This window comes from Thiocapsa sp. C2-2m (assembly GCF_041903745.1).
Lineage (GTDB): Bacteria > Pseudomonadota > Gammaproteobacteria > Chromatiales > Chromatiaceae > Thiocapsa > Thiocapsa roseilacustris.
Genome location: NZ_JBBWVD010000011.1, coordinates 152,407 through 169,014 on the forward strand (window position 1 = coordinate 152,407; position 16,608 = coordinate 169,014).

At 64.0% G+C, this 16,608-nt stretch carries 13 protein-coding genes and 2 pseudogenes; 13 read left to right on the top strand and 2 right to left on the bottom strand.

Annotated features, from left to right (window positions below; genetic code table 11):
* The first annotated feature begins 180 nt into the window (after window positions 1-180).
* Window positions 181-1,023 (top strand): hypothetical protein, encoded by an 843-nt coding sequence (locus tag AADX97_RS10735; protein WP_374236740.1) that lies wholly within the window; start codon window positions 181-183, stop codon window positions 1,021-1,023.
* 166 nt (window positions 1,024-1,189) lie between these two features.
* On the opposite strand, the gene AADX97_RS10740 is transcribed toward AADX97_RS10735, so the two are convergent.
* A complete protein-coding gene (locus AADX97_RS10740) occupies window positions 1,190-2,167 on the bottom strand; it encodes a hydrolase (RefSeq protein ID WP_374236741.1) in 978 nt (325 codons plus the stop codon).
* A gap of 169 nt (window positions 2,168-2,336) precedes the next feature.
* Between AADX97_RS10740 and AADX97_RS10745 the strand changes: the two genes are divergently transcribed.
* From AADX97_RS10745 to AADX97_RS10775, 7 genes are all read left to right on the top strand, one after another.
* Window positions 2,337-3,689: a TolC family outer membrane protein gene (locus AADX97_RS10745; RefSeq protein ID WP_374236742.1), complete on the top strand. Its 1,353-nt coding sequence runs from the start codon at window positions 2,337-2,339 to the stop codon at window positions 3,687-3,689.
* A 2-nt stretch (window positions 3,690-3,691) separates the two neighbouring features.
* On the top strand, window positions 3,692-4,783 hold the full coding sequence (gene aroC / locus AADX97_RS10750; protein WP_374236743.1) for a chorismate synthase: 1,092 nt from the start codon (window positions 3,692-3,694) through the stop codon (window positions 4,781-4,783).
* A gap of 200 nt (window positions 4,784-4,983) precedes the next feature.
* Complete coding sequence (locus AADX97_RS10755; RefSeq protein ID WP_374236754.1) at window positions 4,984-6,135, top strand: MFS transporter; 1,152 nt, start codon at window positions 4,984-4,986, stop codon at window positions 6,133-6,135.
* A gap of 299 nt (window positions 6,136-6,434) precedes the next feature.
* Window positions 6,435-8,525, top strand: a complete 2,091-nt coding sequence (gene glgX, locus AADX97_RS10760) for a glycogen debranching protein GlgX (RefSeq protein WP_374236744.1) — start codon at window positions 6,435-6,437, stop codon at window positions 8,523-8,525.
* A 103-nt stretch (window positions 8,526-8,628) separates the two neighbouring features.
* Window positions 8,629-9,858, top strand: a complete 1,230-nt coding sequence (locus tag AADX97_RS10765; protein ID WP_374236745.1) for a glycoside hydrolase family 57 — start codon at window positions 8,629-8,631, stop codon at window positions 9,856-9,858.
* A 50-nt stretch (window positions 9,859-9,908) separates the two neighbouring features.
* Window positions 9,909-10,994 carry a hypothetical protein gene (locus AADX97_RS10770; RefSeq protein ID WP_374236746.1) on the top strand — a complete coding sequence of 362 codons (1,086 nt, stop codon included), beginning with the start codon at window positions 9,909-9,911 and terminating at the stop codon, window positions 10,992-10,994.
* A gap of 277 nt (window positions 10,995-11,271) precedes the next feature.
* The gene (locus AADX97_RS10775) at window positions 11,272-11,946 is read left to right on the top strand and encodes a heme-binding protein (protein ID WP_374236747.1); all 675 of its coding nucleotides are present in this window, start codon (window positions 11,272-11,274) and stop codon (window positions 11,944-11,946) included.
* 23 nt (window positions 11,947-11,969) lie between these two features.
* Here the strand turns inward: AADX97_RS10775 and AADX97_RS10780 are convergent, their stop codons facing one another.
* A complete protein-coding gene (locus AADX97_RS10780) occupies window positions 11,970-12,293 on the bottom strand; it encodes a DUF1840 domain-containing protein (RefSeq protein ID WP_374236748.1) in 324 nt (107 codons plus the stop codon).
* Window positions 12,294-12,827: 534 nt separating this feature from the next.
* Between AADX97_RS10780 and AADX97_RS10785 the strand changes: the two genes are divergently transcribed.
* The 5 genes and pseudogenes from AADX97_RS10785 to AADX97_RS10805 form a co-directional block, all read left to right on the top strand.
* Window positions 12,828-14,501 (top strand): glutamine--tRNA ligase/YqeY domain fusion protein, encoded by a 1,674-nt coding sequence (locus AADX97_RS10785; RefSeq protein WP_374236749.1) that lies wholly within the window; start codon window positions 12,828-12,830, stop codon window positions 14,499-14,501.
* Window positions 14,498-15,082 carry a DinB family protein gene (locus tag AADX97_RS10790; RefSeq protein ID WP_374236750.1) on the top strand — a complete coding sequence of 195 codons (585 nt, stop codon included), beginning with the start codon at window positions 14,498-14,500 and terminating at the stop codon, window positions 15,080-15,082. Before AADX97_RS10785 ends, AADX97_RS10790 begins: the two co-directional genes overlap by 4 nt.
* Window positions 15,079-15,756 carry a uracil-DNA glycosylase family protein gene (locus tag AADX97_RS10795; protein WP_374236751.1) on the top strand — a complete coding sequence of 226 codons (678 nt, stop codon included), beginning with the start codon at window positions 15,079-15,081 and terminating at the stop codon, window positions 15,754-15,756. The genes AADX97_RS10790 and AADX97_RS10795 overlap by 4 nt, the downstream gene beginning before the upstream one ends.
* An 88-nt stretch (window positions 15,757-15,844) precedes the next feature.
* Window positions 15,845-16,120 (top strand): annotated as a pseudogene (locus AADX97_RS10800) (hypothetical protein); the annotation flags it as partial.
* Window positions 16,117-16,417, top strand: a pseudogene (locus AADX97_RS10805) (transposase); the annotation flags it as partial. The pseudogenes AADX97_RS10800 and AADX97_RS10805, both read left to right, overlap by 4 nt.
* Between the last annotated feature and the right edge of the window lie 191 nt (window positions 16,418-16,608).

Sequence of the window (16,608 nt, forward strand, 5' to 3'; positions counted from 1 at the left end):
GATGGGCTGGAGGCGTTAGCCTTTGTGCGTTGAAGGGTTTTTTGATCTCGAATGGCTGATAGCTGATAGCTGATAGCTGATAGCTGATAGCTGGTCGCAGGAGGCAGGAGGCAGGAGGCAGGAGGCAGGAGGCTAACCCGAACCCCGAACCCCGAACCCCGAACCCGAGGTCCCCGAACCGTGCCCTTCATCGGCGTCCTACCTGAACGCGAGCACCTGTTTAGACCTTCGCCCAGGCGCGATGTCGGGGTGAACGATGCCGCCGCTTGGCGGCTCAATCCGGCGCATCGACAGGTCTACGACAAACTCTCGCTCGCGCTCGACGCGGGTCTGCGTGCCGCACCTTGCGGTGTCGACCCGCGCGACTGCGGGATCGCGCCCGATGCGCTTGTCTTCGTCAAGCCCATCGTCAACCTTGCCGGTATGGCGGTGCGGGCGCGTGCGGTTCCGGCCGACGCCGTGCCGAGCGAGCCGGGCAGCTTCTGGTGCGAGCGCCTTGAGGGTCCGCACACCAGCAGTGATTGTCTGGCGCAGGACGGGCGTGCGGTCTGGTTTGCCCATACGCGCGGCTCGGACGAGAAGAACCGGGAGCGACCGATCTACTGGGATGTCGGTGCCACTCTCCCGGACCTGGAGCCGGTGATTGCGGATTGGGTTGCCGGCCATCTGAAGGGTTACAGCGGTCTGTGCAACCTCGAGATGATCGGCGGGCGACCGATCGAGGTGCATTTGCGGGGCTCGAACGGGTTCTTTGACTTCTATGGTCCCGATTTCATCCCGGCCTGGGTCGCGCTGGTCGATGAGGCCGATTTCGCACCGCCGCCGCCGATTCCGGGCGGTTTCGTGATCTCGGTCTTCGGCGAGGTTCGAATCGACGATGCGCAGCGCGTGGCCGCGGCGGGGCAGGGCGTCCGGATCGATCTCGACACCCGCACGGCCGATCGGTCGGCGATCCTGCGCTGCTCGGACAAGGATGCCGGGCTGGAAGTCTTGCAGAGGCTGACCGGACGTACCCCGGCTTAGGCGAGTTTCGGGAGTGAAGATCCCGACGGCGCATGCACGTCGGGGCCGTCGGGGCGTGTGGGCGAGCTAAGGCGAACTCCGGAAACCTTCTGCCCTTTCAGTTCTTCCGGGGATGATGCTTCGCGGAAATCACCTAAGTTGCCCCACCTCGGGGAATCTATAGCCTCTAATAACGGCCGACCTCGCGCGGCCCTGTCTCACTCAGACCCCGGACGATCCGGTCCTCGAGCCAGTAATGCGCACGCCACGGCCAGGGGCCGTCGATAAACCCGACATGGCCACCGTGATCGGCGAGCTCCAGGGTGAGACCGGGGCCGAGCTCATGCTCCCAAGGGATGGTGGTCGGGAACATGAAGGGATCGTCGGCGGCTTGGATGATGAGTGTCGGGGTGCGGATGGACGGCAGATACTGCCGGCAGCTCGCCCGGCTGTAGTAATCGAAGACGCCCTTGAACCCGTTCAGGGGTGCGGTGATACGGTCGTCGAAGGCGTTGAAGTCTCGGATGGCGTCAAGGTCGACATCGAGCGGGAAGCGCCTCCCCGCGAACTTCCGCCGCAGACTGATCCTGAGCTTTCCAAGCAGATAGCCCCGATAAATCTTGGATAAACCGATATCCAGTCTGAGCATGGCATCGCGCAAGACAAAGGGGACCGACACCGCGATAGCCGATCCGACGGCGGGCTGCTCGGTCTCGCCGAGGTACTTCAGCAGCAGGTTCGCGCCGAGCGAAAACCCGATCGCCGCGGCCGGTGCACCCTCGGGGTCTGCACCGAGGATGCCGAGGACCTCCGACAGGTCTTCAGTGGCACCCGAATGGTAGGCACGGTCGAGCCGATTCGGCTCCTCGGAGCAGCCGCGCAGGAACATGAAGATGGGTTGGTAGCCCTCACGCTCCAGGCGGGCAACCAGGGTCGCGGCATAGTGCGATTCGAGTCCGCCTTCCAGCCCGTGGATCACCAGGACTCGCGGCCCTGCGCCACGGCCGATCGCCAGATCGATGAAATCGCCGTCGGCCAGCTCGATGCGTCGTCTCGCGAGATCGGGCCGCGGACGCGGCCGCGACAGACTTGGCCAAAGCGTTTGCAGATGAGCGCCGGGTAGCCACCAAGCCGGTCGGAAGGTGCTGCGTGTCATCGTACCCATTTCCCGAGTTATCTCCGCTGATCCAGAACATCCACTCGAATTCGATGGAGCGACAATCGTAGGCTGGGTTGCTGGAGGGTCCGTAGATTGAGAGCCGGCCCTGTTGTCCCCTATACTGGCGTCCTTCAGGGTATCACCTGACCCCGCGAGCCCGACCAAGGAATCCAATATGCGAACACGCCTTTCGACCCTGATCGCCGCATTGCTCTACGGTCTGGCATCGGCGAGCCAAGCCGAAGATCTCCTGCAGATCTACGACCTGGCGGTCCAGAGCGACCCGACGATTCGCGAGGCCGAACAAAACCTCTTCGCGACCCGCGAGGTGAAACCTCAAGCTCAAGCCCTACTCTTGCCGAATTTGAGCGTCGTCGGCACGGCGGACTATCAAAACGTCAAGTCGAGCGGAACCAGCAGTTTCGGAACAAGTTTCAGCAGGAACGATACCTTCAGCACCCAGGGTGTCCAAGCCGTGGTGAGCCAATCGGTCTACAACCGGGCCAACTGGATGACCTTGAGTCAGACGGACAACATCATCGCGCAGGCCGAGGCGCAGTATCGCGACGCCCAGATTGCCTTGATGGTCGATACGACGGATGCCTATTTCCAGGTCTTGCGTGCGGCCGACGCCGTGACTGTGCAGGCCGCGCTGGTACGGGCAAACGAGCGCCAGCTCGAGCAATCGCGGCAGCGCTTCGAGGTCGGACTGGTCGCCATTACGGATGTCAACGATAGTCAGGCCGCCTACGATCAATCGCGTGCCAACCTGATCTCGGCGCAGAACCTACTCGACAATGCTTGGGAGGCGCTGCGCAGGATCGTCGGCCCGATCCGCGTACCGCTCGCGCGTCTGGGCGATAAGCTGCCGCTTGCTCCGCCGGACCCGAACAACATCGATGTCTGGGCTGAATCGGCCATGCGCGGGAACTACGGCATCATCGCTGCGAGCGAGGCGGTCGGTGCCGCTAAGAAATCCATCGAGATCGAGCGTTCGGGTTTTTATCCCTCGCTGAATCTGCAGGCCGGCTACGACATCGCGCGATCGGGGGCGGAGTTCAACACCGACTCGGATACAGGCTTCGTCGGATTGACCGTCAACGTGCCCATCTACCAAGGCGGCGCGGTCGCGTCACGGACGCGTCAGGCCGGTTTCACCTTCCGTGCGACGCAGGACCAGCTCGATGCCACGCGGCGACGTGTCGACCAACAGGTGAAGGATGCCTTTCGCGGCGTCATGTCGAGCATTGCCGACGTCCAGGCACGGCAGGCGGCGGTCGTTTCGGCGCGCTCATCGCTTGAATCCACGGAGGCCGGCCAAGAGGTCGGAACCCGCACACAGGTCGACGTTCTAAATGCCCAGCGTCAGTTGTTTCAAGCCGAATTTGATTATCTGAGCTCGCGCTACGACTACATCCTCAACGGCGTGCGTCTGCACCAGGCGACCAGTACCCTGACGCGCGACATCCTCTCCAGGGGCAATGCCTGGCTCGACCCCACGGAAACCGTTCAGCCCCCGGCCTACTGATTATGTCCGGCAACAGCTTCGGGCGCGTCTTCGTTTTTACCAGCTTCGGCGAGAGTCACGGTCCGGCCATCGGCGGTGTCGTCGACGGCTGTCCGCCGGGGCTCGCACTTGCAGCGGCGGATCTGCAGCGTGATCTGGATCGGCGCAAGCCCGGGCAGTCGCGTCACACCACCCAGCGGCGCGAGTCCGATACGGTGGAGATCCTCTCGGGTGTGTTCGAGGGCCGCACCACGGGCGCGCCGATCGGTCTGCTGATTCGCAACGAGGACCAGCGCTCCAAGGATTACTCCGAGATCGCCGCGCGCTATCGCCCCGGGCACGCCGACTATACCTACGATCAGAAATACGGTCTACGCGACTATCGCGGCGGCGGGCGCTCCTCGGCGCGCGAGACGGCCGTGCGGGTGGCGGCCGGGGCGATCGCCAAGAAGTATCTAGCCGAGCACGCCGGCATCTCGGTACGCGGCTATCTGTCGCAACTCGGCCCGATCCGTCCCGCGAGCCTCGACTGGGATCAGGTCGAGCGCAATCCCTTCTTCTGCCCCTGTGCCGAGACTGTGCCTCGTCTCGAGGAGTACATGGACGACCTGCGCAAAGAAGGCAACTCCATCGGCGCGGCCATCACAGTGGTGGCGAGCGGCATGCCGACGGGTCTCGGCGAGCCGGTGTTCGATCGGCTCGATGCGGACATCGCCCACGCCATGATGAGCATCAACGCCGTGAAGGGTGTCGAGATCGGCGCCGGCTTCGCCTGCGTCGAGCAGAAGGGCACCGAGCACCGCGACGAGATGACCCCGGAGGGGTTTCTCTCCAACCACGCCGGCGGCATTCTCGGCGGGATCTCCTCGGGTCAGGATGTGCTGGTGCGCATCGCGTTGAAGCCGACCTCCAGCATTCGGCTGCCGGGTCGTACCATCGACACCGCCGGTGACGCGACGGAGGTGGTCACCAAAGGCCGACACGACCCTTGCGTCGGCATTCGGGCCACACCCATCGCCGAGGCCATGCTCGCATTGGTCCTGATGGATCACCTGCTGAGGCACCGCGGCCAAAACGCCGGCGTGGTGCCGCCCACCCCGCCTATCGCCGCCTGAGCCGGTTCCGCGGCGACAGGAGGCGGTTCGGTACCTGTCTCGCGTCATTCCCGGCCACGACCTCTGCGTGACGTGGTGCGGTCAAGAATCCAATGAACTGAACCGCGTCGACGATGACCTTGATGGGGCAGCGCAAGGTCGATCCAAGGCGCAGAGAAAGCATGTCACACCGGACGCGGTTCAGCGCTTGGCCAGATGCGATGCCTTACTGGCGACTCTCCGGCTACTACTTCCTCTATTTCGCCGCGCTCGGCGCACTGGTGCCCTTTTGGGGGCCCTATCTGCAATCGAAGGGGTTCGACGCCTTGGCGATCGGCCAGCTCATGGCGATCCTGGTGGGCACCAAGATCGTGGCACCGATGCTTTGGGGTCATATCGTCGACATCACCGGCCGGCGCATGCCGATCGTGCGTCTCGCCTCGCTGGTCTCGGCGGTGACCTTTCTCGGTGTCTTCCCGGCCGACGGCTTCTGGACCATCGCCGCAGCCATGGTCCTGTTCAGCTTCTTCTGGAACGCATCGCTTCCGCAGATGGAGGCGGTCACCTTCAATCATCTGCGGCATCGGCCCGCCGGCTATGCCCTGATCCGCCTATGGGGCTCGGTCGGATTCATCCTGGTCGTGGCGATCCTAGGCGTGCAGTTGGAGTCCGCACCGATGAGCGTGGTGCCGATCTGGGTGCTGATCCTCTTCGTCGGCATCTGGCTCTCGACCCTGACCGTCCCGGACAGCGCGCCCGTCACCGGGGATCAGGCCACCCCGTCGTTGCGCGTGATCCTGGCGCGTCCGGACGTGATGGCGTTCCTCGCCGCCTGCTTTCTCATGCAGGCGAGTCACGGGATTTATTACGCCTTCTACTCGATTCATCTCGCGGCGGTGGGGTACTCGACCTCCGCGATCGGAGCACTTTGGGCGCTCGGCGTCGTGGCCGAGGTGCTGGTGTTTCTCGCGATGCGCAACTTGCTGGAGCGTTTCGGTGCGCGTCATGTCCTGATCTGGAGCCTGGCGATCGCGGTCGTACGGTGGCTTCTCATCGGGACCTTCGTTGCGATCCCGCCGGTTGCGATCTTTGCCCAACTTATGCACGCCGCCACCTTCGGGACCTTCCATGCCGCCGCGATCCATCTCGTCCACCAGTATTTCCGCGGACGCACCCAGGGGCGCGGACAGGCGCTCTACAACAGCCTGAGCTTCGGCGCGGGCGGGGCGCTCGGCAGTCTGATCGGAGGTTTGCTCTGGAGCGCCGAGGGCGCTGGGGTCACCTTCGGGTTCGCATCCGGTGCCGCGGCGCTTGGGCTGCTCGCCGCCTGGCGCTGGGTGGATCGTCCCCCGATGAAGGTTGCCGGCCGTTAGTGGAGTGGCGCAGAGATTCCGAGACCGTCCGAGATCATTGTCGTTGTCGTAGTCGTAGTCGTATCGATAGTCGATGACGACAACGACAACGACAACGAACGGTTTCGACAGATCTGCCGCGCTGTACTGGTCACGATGCTGGCTCGGTCTTACCCATCCCGAGGTCCAATCAGCGTGCATTCCGGGACTCATCACGGATCCGGGTTAACGGGTCGCGTGTTATTCTATGCCCTTTCGCGGGTCCGCCGACGCCGCCAACCCTACCGAGCTCGCTCGGTTTGATCTCAGCCATCACAGCCATGTCAGTCGATCAAGGTCCTTTTCAGATCCTCCCGGGTCGACGCTACCCCAACGGGGCGAGCGTCGAAGACGACGGGGTCAACTTTTCCGTGTTCAGCCGCCATGCCTGCGGGGCCGAGCTGCTGCTCTATCGCAGCGCGGACAGCGCGGAGCCCTTCCAGATCATCCGGCTGGATCCGGAGGTCAACCACACCTTCTTCTACTGGCACGTTCTGGTCGTGGACCTGCCGCCGGGAACGCACTACACCTGGCGCATGGAAGGTCCGTTCGAGCCCCGTGCGCACGGTTGGCGTTTCGATGCCGGGACCGAGTTGTTGGACCCCTGGGCGCGCGCGGTCAATCTGTCGCATTGGGATCGCTGGAATCGCCTGAACAACGGGGTCAGGCCGCATGACTCGCCCCGCGCCCTGGTTCTCGCCGAAGAGTACGACTGGGAAGGCGACACGCCGATTCGCCGCCCGACCGAGCAGACGATCATCTACGAGCTGCATGTCGGCGGCTTTACCCGCCATGCCAGCTCGGGCGTGCAGCATCCCGGGACCTTCCTCGGTTTGATCGAGAAGATCCCCTATCTGCAGGATCTCGGCATTACCCATGTCGAGCTGATGCCGATCATGGCGTTCGACGAGCAGGACGTCCCGCCGGGCGTCTGGGAGGCGGGGCTGCGCAATTTCTGGGGCTACAGCAGCTTCGGTTTCTTCTCGCCCCATCCCGGCTACTGCGTCACCCCCGAGCAGGGCACGCATCGGCGCGAGTTCCGCGACATGGTCAAGGCCCTGCACAAGGCCGGCATCGGCGTCATCCTGGATGTGGTCTTCAACCACACCAGCGAGGGCGGCAGCGGCGGCCCGACCATGAGCTTCAAGGGACTCAGCAACGAGACCTTCTACTGCCTGGACAGCCTGGACAAGCGCATCTATCTGGACTTCACCGGCTGCGGCAATACGGTCAACGCCAATCACCCCGTCGTGTCCCGTTTCATCATCGACGCCCTTGAGTATTGGGTCCGCGAGATGCGCGTCGACGGGTTCCGTTTCGATCTCGCCAGCGCCATGGCGCGTGACTCGGATGGTCGGCCGATGGCCAACCCGCCCGTACTTTGGGCGATCGAGCTCTCCGATACGCTCAACGCCTCCAAGATCATCGCCGAGGCATGGGACGCCGCCGGCCTGTATCAGGTCGGCAGCTTTCCCGGCTATCGCTGGATGGAATGGAACGGCTGCTTTCGCGACAGCGTACGGCGTTTCGTGCGCGGCGACCCGGGGCTGGTTCCGGAGATCGCAACCCGGATTGCGGGCAGCAGCGACCTCTATCAGGCCAACCTGCGTCAGCCCATCAACAGCGTGAATTTCGTGACCTGTCACGACGGATTCACCCTCTGGGACCTCGTCTCCTACGAGCGAAAATACAATCGCGCCAACCGCGAAGATAATCGCGACGGCACCGACAATCACCTAAGCTGGAACTGCGGGGTCGAGGGCGAGACCGAGAGTCCCGAGATCCTCGCGCTGCGCCGGCGTCAGGCCAAAAACCTCCTGACCCTGATGTTCATAAGCCAGGGTATCCCGATGCTCTTGGCCGGCGACGAGGTGCTGCGCACCCAGCAGGGCAACAACAACACCTGGTGCCAAGACAACCCGCTGGGCTGGTTCGACTGGTCGTTGGTCGAGCACAATCGCGACATGCTGCGGTTCGTGCGCGGATTGATCGCCTTGCGCAAGCGTCATGCGAGTCTGCGTCGACGCCACTTCCTATCCGGTCAGCCGCGTAACGGCAGCGAACTTCCGGATGTGGTCTGGCACGGGACCGCGCCGGGCAATCCGCCCTGGGACGACCCGGATGCGCGGGTTCTCGCCTTTACCATGGCGCGCGCGCGGCAAGACGATGACTTGCTTTGCGTGCTCATCAACATGGATGCCGAGGCGAAGCGCTTCGAGATTCCGGCGATCGAGCAGTGTCGTTGGCACACCGCGCTCGACACCGGACGGGCCAGCCCGACCGATCTGATCCTGCCCGATGATCAGATCGCGCTCGAAACAGCCTCCGTCCTGGTACGCCCTCGCAGTATTCAGATCTTCGAGGGACGCTGAGCGAGAACGCGCCCCACAAGGGCGTAGGATGGGTAGAGCGCAGCGAAACCCATCACTCCCCGGCGCCGGCGATCCATCCAGGCACCCCTGACTGTGGTGATTCATGACTCGGACCGACATTTATCACGCCCTCGGGTTGCACATGCACCAGCCGCCCGGCAACCTGCGCCTCCTGATCGATGCCAATCCTTGGGAGGCCGAGGAGATCATCCGCTGCTACGAGCGCGTGCCGCGTTATGCCCTGCAGTATCGCGACGTCGCAAGGCTACATGTCGGTTTTTCAGGTGTTTTGCTCAAGCAGCTCCTCGATCCCGAGATCGTCGACCGGTATCGTCACATCGTCGACATCCCGGAGATGCTCGAGCGCTACCGCGAAGCCGACAACATCGAGCTGATCGGCATGGGCTACTCCCACCCCATCTTCCCCTTAATCCCGCATGCCGATTGGTCTGAGCAGCTTGCCTTGGGGCGCGCGCAGATGGAGCAGGTCTTCGGCCGCGCGCCGCGCGGCTTTTGGCCCCCGGAGATGGCCTTCACGATGGCGATGATCCCCGCGCTGGTGCAGGCCGGTTACGACTACGTGGTCGTCGACGGGGTGCATGTCCGCCCGGAGGACGGCATCAGCGACATCTTTCGCCCTTATATTGCGTGCCACGAGGGCGTCTGTATCAGCGTTGTCCCGCGCGATCGCGATGTCTCCAACGCCCAGGAGAGTGGGTTGAATCCACGTTGGTTTCGCGACGAGGTCCTATGGCGGACCGCAGGCTCGCCGCGGCCGGACGAGAAACGGCTGGTGACGACCTGGTCGGACGGCGAGAACGGCGGCTGGTTTCGCCAGACCCATGAGCCATCCGGATTCTTCGGCCACTTCTTCGCGCCTTACATGGAGCAGGTTCGCGACGGAACCTGCCCGATCATCCCGGTCCGCCTCGGGGACTATCTTCGACGGGTGACACCGACCGCCCATGCGCAGATCCAAACCGGTGCCTGGAATGTCGGATCCACCTCCGGGGAGGATCTCTCCCAGTGGGCCGGCAGCGAGCACCAACGCGAAGCCGTCGCGGAGGTGGCACGGCTCAGTGCCCGTTATTGGCAGCTTTTGCGTGGCTCTGCCGACGCGACCGATCAGTGCGGCGAATCCCTGTCGCGTGCCCGTCGTTTGATCCTCGAGGCCGAGACCAGCTGCTTTCTCTTTTGGGGCGATTCCTGGATCCCCCACCTGCGCGCACGGACCCATGACGCATCGCTCGCACTGGACGAGGCGGAGATCGCGCTCACATCGACGTCCCCGGCGGACGCGACCGAGCCTGGTTTAGGCGGCCTCGCGGAGTGAAGCATCCGCTCGTTCGACGGTTCCCGTTACGCGAACGCGGAACGTCTCTCGTGCTGGCGAGTGCAGGAGACAGCGGACTCTGCGCCTTCTGGCACCTCTCGGGCGACGACGTCATCCCGGCCGCGGCCGGATTCCGGCGCGACGGCCCCAAGCCCGTGCCCGTCCTGCGTCTGCGGCGTCTGCACGCCGACGTTGCAACGCCGGTGAAGGAAATGACCCTGCAACTGCGCGGTCCGGGCGGCCACGGGGAGCAGGTCTTTTCGGTTGATCCAGGGCCGGCGCGTTACGACGCCGAGTTGGGCCTGAGCGATGCCTCGGGCGGTTGGGTGATGCTGGCACGGGCCAACGCAATCGATCATGGCGCGCGGGTCGACGTGCGCTTGGAGCAGCGCGCGCATCCGGCAGCAAGCCCGCAGGTCCAGCCCGAGACGCCTCCGTTTGCAGGAACCGCAACCGCTGTTCAGACTCTGCCGGCAGCCCATCCACCGCGTCTTGCTTCTGCACCGCTGCCCGCGGTCGACGCGGTGGAGACCGCGCCGGGAATCCGCGCCGTCGATATTTTAGCCAAGAATCGCGCCATGTCCGTGCTCAAGGCGCCCCGCGTTGTCGCGGATGCCGATGCCATGCGGCAATACGAGAGCCCGTCTTTCGCGTCCGATTCAGGTGCACCCAGGTGGACAGACGCCGTCTCGGCGATACCCAGGGAAGGTATGACGGCTCCCGAGGCACCCGTTCCGATCACCTCTCCCCGGCCCCCTCCCGCAAGGGAAGAGAGGGGCGCGAAAGCCTTGTGCGAGCGCACTCCCTCCCCGGTTGCGGGAGGGGGCTGGGGAGGGGAGGAGGAACGCGTATCTCCCGAGCCGGCCCCGCGCGCCGAACCTAACGGCACTCGATCGCCGACTGCGCCGATGCGCTACGGCCAGCCGTCGCCCGGCGGCGCCGAGCTGATCGAGGCGGAGCTGCGCGTCAACGGCTGTGCTGCACCCGGCGCGATGATCGACCTCTTCGGAAAGCCCTACCGGGTCGGACCGGGAGGCCGGTTTCAGCTCGTCATTCGGGTCGATGATCCGGAATTGATCCAACGGGCATTCGAGTTGAATCCGCCCGACCTGCCCGATCGCCCGGGCGATGCCTGAGCGCAGGCGAGGTGGGCGCGGCCGTGCGGAATGGTGTTGTCGGTGTCGTTGGCGGTCCGGGATCGGTTTCAGTTGTCAGCTGTCAGCCTCCAGCCTTTAGGTTTAAGCGGCGCCGGATTCGCTTGAGACAGGCCGAGCGGCTTGTCGAGGTGGGAGTGCCGAGTTGAGCTCGTCATTTTCCCTTCCACCTTCCACCTTCCACCTTTCACCTTCACGTCCCCACCTCCATCTTCTCGTTCCAAGCCGCTGTCGATACCGGAAACAATGGGCGCCTCTGATGATCGGATCAAGATCCAACACTCTGCACACGCCGACCCTGGTCTGCGCCTTTCTCTTGTCGTTCGGAGGGACCGAAGCGATGGCCGTCGAGGAACCCGATTACACGATCGTTCGGACTTTTGCCGATTTCGAGCTTCGTCGTTATCCGTCGTATGCGGTTGCTGAAACCGAGGTCGCGGGCCCCTTCGACGAGGCCGGCAATCAGGCATTTCGCATCCTCGCCGGCTATATCTTCGGCGACAACCGGGCGAACACGAAGATCGAGATGACGGCGCCGGTCAGCCAGCGGCCGGCGGTGCAGGAGGGTGAGCGCATCGAGATGACCGCACCCGTGGTTCAGCGCCCGGCGAGCGGGACCGATGGCGACAGCTTCGTGGTCAGCTTCGTCATGCCCGATCGCTTTACGGTGGATCAGCTGCCCGAGCCCGTCGACCCGCGGGTGCGGTTGCGTGAAGAGCCCGGCAAGCTGATGGCCGTGCGGCGCTACTCGGGAGGTTGGAGCGAGAAAAATTATCGCGAGAACGAGACCCAACTCCTGCGCGCGGTCAAGGAGGCCGGCCTGAACCAAGTCGCCGCGCCCGTCTATGCGCGCTACAACTCACCCTTCTCGCTGTGGTTCATGCGGCGCAACGAGGTCATGGTCGAGGTCGCGGAGAGCGGGGTGACACCCTGATCCACAACCGCGTCGGGCGTGCATCAGTTCCACATCACATACGCACCGTCTGCAGCGGCTGCGGTGAGCAGCTCGATCAAGGGTAGCGCCCGATGGGCGAGACTCACGTACTGGCCCTCTTTGCCGTCCTGCGGAGCAGCTTGAGTAACGCTCGAAGTCGAGTCGAGCGGCTCCTCCGCATGCTCATCCACTGCGGCCTTGAGTTTCGCCAGGGCCGCCGGGATGTCCTCCGGCATGAGCGCCCCGGGGACCGCACCGCTGTGTCCCATCAGTTTGAGGAGGGTGACGGCCACGTCCCCGAACATGGTGATGTCGGCATACGCCGTGGTTCGAAATGTAACCAGCATGAGAACCTCGATCGGGTTGAGCCTGTCTTGGACGGATGGTCGTTCAGGATAGCGCAACTTGCTGCGGCGAGTGCGTCGTTCACTCGTTGGCATCGGGCGTGATTACGAACCTCCCGCGACCCTTTCAATCCGGGCGCCAAGCGCTAGAATGCGGTGCCCGGGGCCGATTCCGCGATCGCACGGCCCACCCGCCGATCTCGGTTAAACTGCGTCCAGTGTGAGATGCTGACTTTCGGGTGAGCTCGACGTTCGGTCCATCCACTGCCCTTAGCGGGGGCGCGGAAATAATATAGCTTTTAATATCTTAGGCGATTTCTGTAAACTTCCATACCCGTAGGTTGTGCTGACGATAGGAAGCACAACTTGCTCCTACGTTTGGTTGTGCCTCGCACGGCTCGGCACAACCTACGCCCCTGGTATGAAGGTTTCCGGAGTTCGCCTTAAACCGCGCCGGCTCCGGCGGTCGTCAAGTCTGCCGGGGCCGATCCCATCCAAAAACATCGCATACCGCGCTGGGCGCGGTTTAAGAGCATCATGAGCGACACCGTCGAGACGCCACGCACCAATTTTATCCGCCAGATCATCGAGGCCGACCTTGCCGCCGGCAAGCACGCGCGGATCGTCACGCGCTTCCCGCCGGAGCCGAACGGTTATCTGCATATCGGGCACGCCAAGTCCATCGTCCTGAACTTCGGACTTGCGCAGGCGTTCGGGGGCACCTGCAATCTGCGCTTCGACGATACCAACCCGCACAAGGAGAACGTCGAGTTCGTCGACTCCATCAAGGCGGATGTGCGTTGGCTCGGGTTCGACTGGGGCGATCGGGTCTATTTCGCATCGGATTATTTCGAGCAACTCTACGGATTCGCCATCGAGTTGATCGAAAAGGGTCTGGCCTACGTCTGCGACCTGAATGCCGAGGAGACCCGCAACTACCGCGGGACCCTCACCGAGCCGGGCCGCGACAGTCCCTACCGCGATCGCACGGTCGAGGAGAGTCTCGACCTCTTCAAGCGGATGCGTGCCGGCGAGTTCCCGGACGGCGCCCGCACCCTGCGCGCGCGCATCGACATGGCCTCCCCGAACATCAACCTGCGAGACCCGGTGCTTTATCGCATCAAGCACGGGGTCGTCCATCATCAGACCGGTTCCGCCTGGTGTCTCTATCCCACCTACGACTATACCCATCCCATCTCCGACGCGCTGGAAGGCATCACGCACTCGCTCTGCACGCTCGAGTTCGAGGACCATCGCCCGCTCTATGACTGGTGCGTGAACAACGTCTCGGTACCCTGCAAGCCGCGTCAGATCGAGTTCAGCCGGCTGAATCTCGAATACACGGTCATGAGCAAGCGGCGCTTAACCGAACTGGTCGGCGAGCGTCATGTCGACGGCTGGGACGACCCGCGGATGCCGACCGTGGCCGGCCTGCGACGCCGCGGCTATACGCCGGGTGCGATCCGCGACTTCTGCGAGCGGGTCGGGATCACCAAATCCGACAACCTGGTCGAGATGGCACTGCTCGAAAGCACGATCCGCGAAGACCTGGATGCGACGGCGCCGCGCCGGATGGCCGTGTTGCGACCTTTGAAGGTGGTTATCGTCAACTATCCCGAGGGCCGCACCGAGTCGATCGCGGCGCGCAATCATCCTAAGGATGCCGCGATGGGCGAACGCGCGGTCCCGTTCGGTCGCGAGATCTATATCGACCGGACCGACTTCGAGGAAATCCCGCCGAAGGGGTTCAAGCGTTTGGTCCCCGGCGGCGAGGTCCGCTTGCGCAACGGTTATGTGATTCGCTGCGACGAGGTCGTGAGGGATGACGACGGTACGGTCGTCGCCTTGCATGCAAGCGCGGATCTCGACACGCTCGGCCGCGATCCGCAGGGCCGCAAGGTCAAAGGCGTCATTCATTGGGTCTCGGCCAAGCACGGGGTTCGTGCCGAGATCAGGTTGTACGACCGTCTGTTCCGAACTCCGATACCGGGTGGCGGTGGAGCGGATTTCCGCGGCGACATCAATCCCGAGTCCTTGCGCATCCTGACCGACGCGGTCCTCGAACCCGCCTTGCAGGGCGCGGCGCCCGGCGAGCGCTTCCAGTTCGAGCGCGAGGGTTATTTTGTCGTCGATGCCGATGCGACGCTCGAGCGGCCGGTCTTCAATCTAACCGTCGGGCTGCGCGACACCTGGGGCAAGGGCCGATCATGAGTGGCGGCGCACCGGACGACCTCGACCCGCTGCGCGCCCTGATCCCGTGGCACGAGCGTCGCGCTGCGGATCTCGGTCTGCGTCTCTACGCCTCGTTCGTGTCCCCGGCAGTGATCCTGCGGGCGTTCCGACGCGATGCCCTGCAGGCCAGAACGCTCGCGCAAGGTCTCTCGGAAGAGCAGGGGAGGGCTCGGATCCGGATCGCGCGCTTTCCGGGGATCGAGGAGAGTAGCCGCGACTGGTCCGTCTACATGACGCTTGACCACTTGGTGATGGTCAATACCGCCGTCATGGTGCTGATCCACGCGATCTGCACCGATCACAATCACGGTGCCGAGATCGTTTTGGAGGACGTCCGGCCGCATGATGATGCCGGACCGGACCGGATCAACGCGTTGGGGGCGGCGGTCGAACGCTACACGGACGTGGTCCAGCGGCTGGGCTCGCTGCGCTCGCGCGAGCGTCACCCGCATCCTTGGTTCGGTCCGCTCAATGCTCGTCAGTGGCACGCCGTGGCCGCGATCCACAATCGCACGCATCGCGCTCAGATCGAAAAGATCCTGCGGCGTCTCCGGGCATGAGCTCGGGCGAGGGACTAGAAGGCGTCGATGCGCTCGCGCGACTGTATCTCGATCTCGTCGACTGCCGGCGCTGCCCCGGGATGCAGGGGCCGCCCGTACATGGTCAGGCGGTCGTCTCGCCGGTCATGATGGTCGGTCAGGCCCCGGGCACCCGCGAGATCCTGCAAGGCATCCCGTTTTGTTGGACCGCCGGCAAGACACTCTTTCGTTGGTTCGAGTCCATCGGGATCGACGAGCCGAGCTTTCGCAGCCGTGCCCTCATGAGCGCGGTCTGCCGCTGCTTCCCCGGCAAAGCCCCGAAAGGCGGTGACCGGGTTCCCGATGCCGCCGAGGTCGAGCGCTGCACGGGCTGGTGGCGAACGGAGGTCGAGCTGGCACGGCCCCGATTGATCATCCCGGTCGGCAAGCTCGCCATCGTCCAGTTCATGGCGTCCAAGCGTCTGAACGACGTCGTCGGAGCCCAATGGCCCTATCGCTCCCCGAGCGGTTTGGAGGCCGACCTCATCCCGCTCCCGCATCCATCGGGCGCCTCGACCTGGTTCAAGATGGAGCCGGGTAAGACCCTGCTGGAAAAAGCGCTGTCACTGATCGACGCGCACCCGGCGTGGCAGGACATTCGGGCCGCGTCTCCCGTGGGGCATACATTACCTGTCGGTCGGATCGGCGTAGCCTGATGCAGAATTCGGTCGTGTCATCGCGATCGGTCTTCTGTGGGAACACTCGATTGTGCGTCGCGCCCGCAGCGCCCCCTTCCGCCGATCGGACGGGACAGGTCGCTTCTCGCACAAGGGCAAGCCGGTCTTCCATTACATGGGCTGCTCGACCTTCTCCGACTATACGGTCGTGCCCGAAATCGCCCTGGCCAAGATCTATCCCGCCGCACCGCCGAGTGCATCGGCAACGTCGACGTGATGCGACAGGCGCTCGAGTGCTGCCGCATGGGCTGGGGTGTCTCGACCATCATCGGTGTTGCCGGCCGGACAGGAGATCCGCACCCGCCCCTTTCAACTGGTCACGGGCCGCACCTGGAAGGGCAGCGTCCCGCGCCGCTGCAGGCGACGGCACCTAACCAGGTGTGGAGCTGGGACCACCGATCTGGCCAACACGCTCAAGGGCAGCTTCTTTTATCTGTACCTGATCATGGACGTCTTCAGTCGCAAGATCGTCGGTTGGGAGGTCTTCGAACAGGAAAGCGCCGAGCATGCCGCCGCGGTCTTCACCGCGGCGCATCAAGGCGAAGGCGTACCCTGCCATACCCTGGTGCTGCATTCGGACAACGGCACGCCGATGAAGGGCGTCACCATGCTCGCGACCCTGCAACGCCTCGGCGTGGTGCTCCGCAACTGGGAGCCCGTCACCGTCGTGCTTTTGAATCCAGGAAAACCCCTTAAACAGGAGCCACAACCCACACCAAAAACGGCCTAGCTGACGCGACATCTTCCTTGACAACGACCGGGCAAGGGGAGGGGGGAACAGCGGAGCGGTTGGTTTAGCGTTTTCCTTCTTCTCTTGCGGGGGCGGGTGGG

Coding starts and splice junctions, on each gene's coding strand:
- AADX97_RS10740 (WP_374236741.1), bottom strand. CDS start 2,167: ATGGGTACGATGACACGCAGCACCTTCCGACCGGCTTGGTGGCTACCC.
- AADX97_RS10745 (WP_374236742.1), top strand. CDS start 2,337: ATGCGAACACGCCTTTCGACCCTGATCGCCGCATTGCTCTACGGTCTG.
- aroC (WP_374236743.1), top strand. CDS start 3,692: ATGTCCGGCAACAGCTTCGGGCGCGTCTTCGTTTTTACCAGCTTCGGC.
- AADX97_RS10755 (WP_374236754.1), top strand. CDS start 4,984: ATGCCTTACTGGCGACTCTCCGGCTACTACTTCCTCTATTTCGCCGCG.
- glgX (WP_374236744.1), top strand. CDS start 6,435: ATGTCAGTCGATCAAGGTCCTTTTCAGATCCTCCCGGGTCGACGCTAC.
- AADX97_RS10765 (WP_374236745.1), top strand. CDS start 8,629: ATGACTCGGACCGACATTTATCACGCCCTCGGGTTGCACATGCACCAG.
- AADX97_RS10775 (WP_374236747.1), top strand. CDS start 11,272: ATGATCGGATCAAGATCCAACACTCTGCACACGCCGACCCTGGTCTGC.
- AADX97_RS10780 (WP_374236748.1), bottom strand. CDS start 12,293: ATGCTGGTTACATTTCGAACCACGGCGTATGCCGACATCACCATGTTC.
- AADX97_RS10785 (WP_374236749.1), top strand. CDS start 12,828: ATGAGCGACACCGTCGAGACGCCACGCACCAATTTTATCCGCCAGATC.
- AADX97_RS10790 (WP_374236750.1), top strand. CDS start 14,498: ATGAGTGGCGGCGCACCGGACGACCTCGACCCGCTGCGCGCCCTGATC.
- AADX97_RS10795 (WP_374236751.1), top strand. CDS start 15,079: ATGAGCTCGGGCGAGGGACTAGAAGGCGTCGATGCGCTCGCGCGACTG.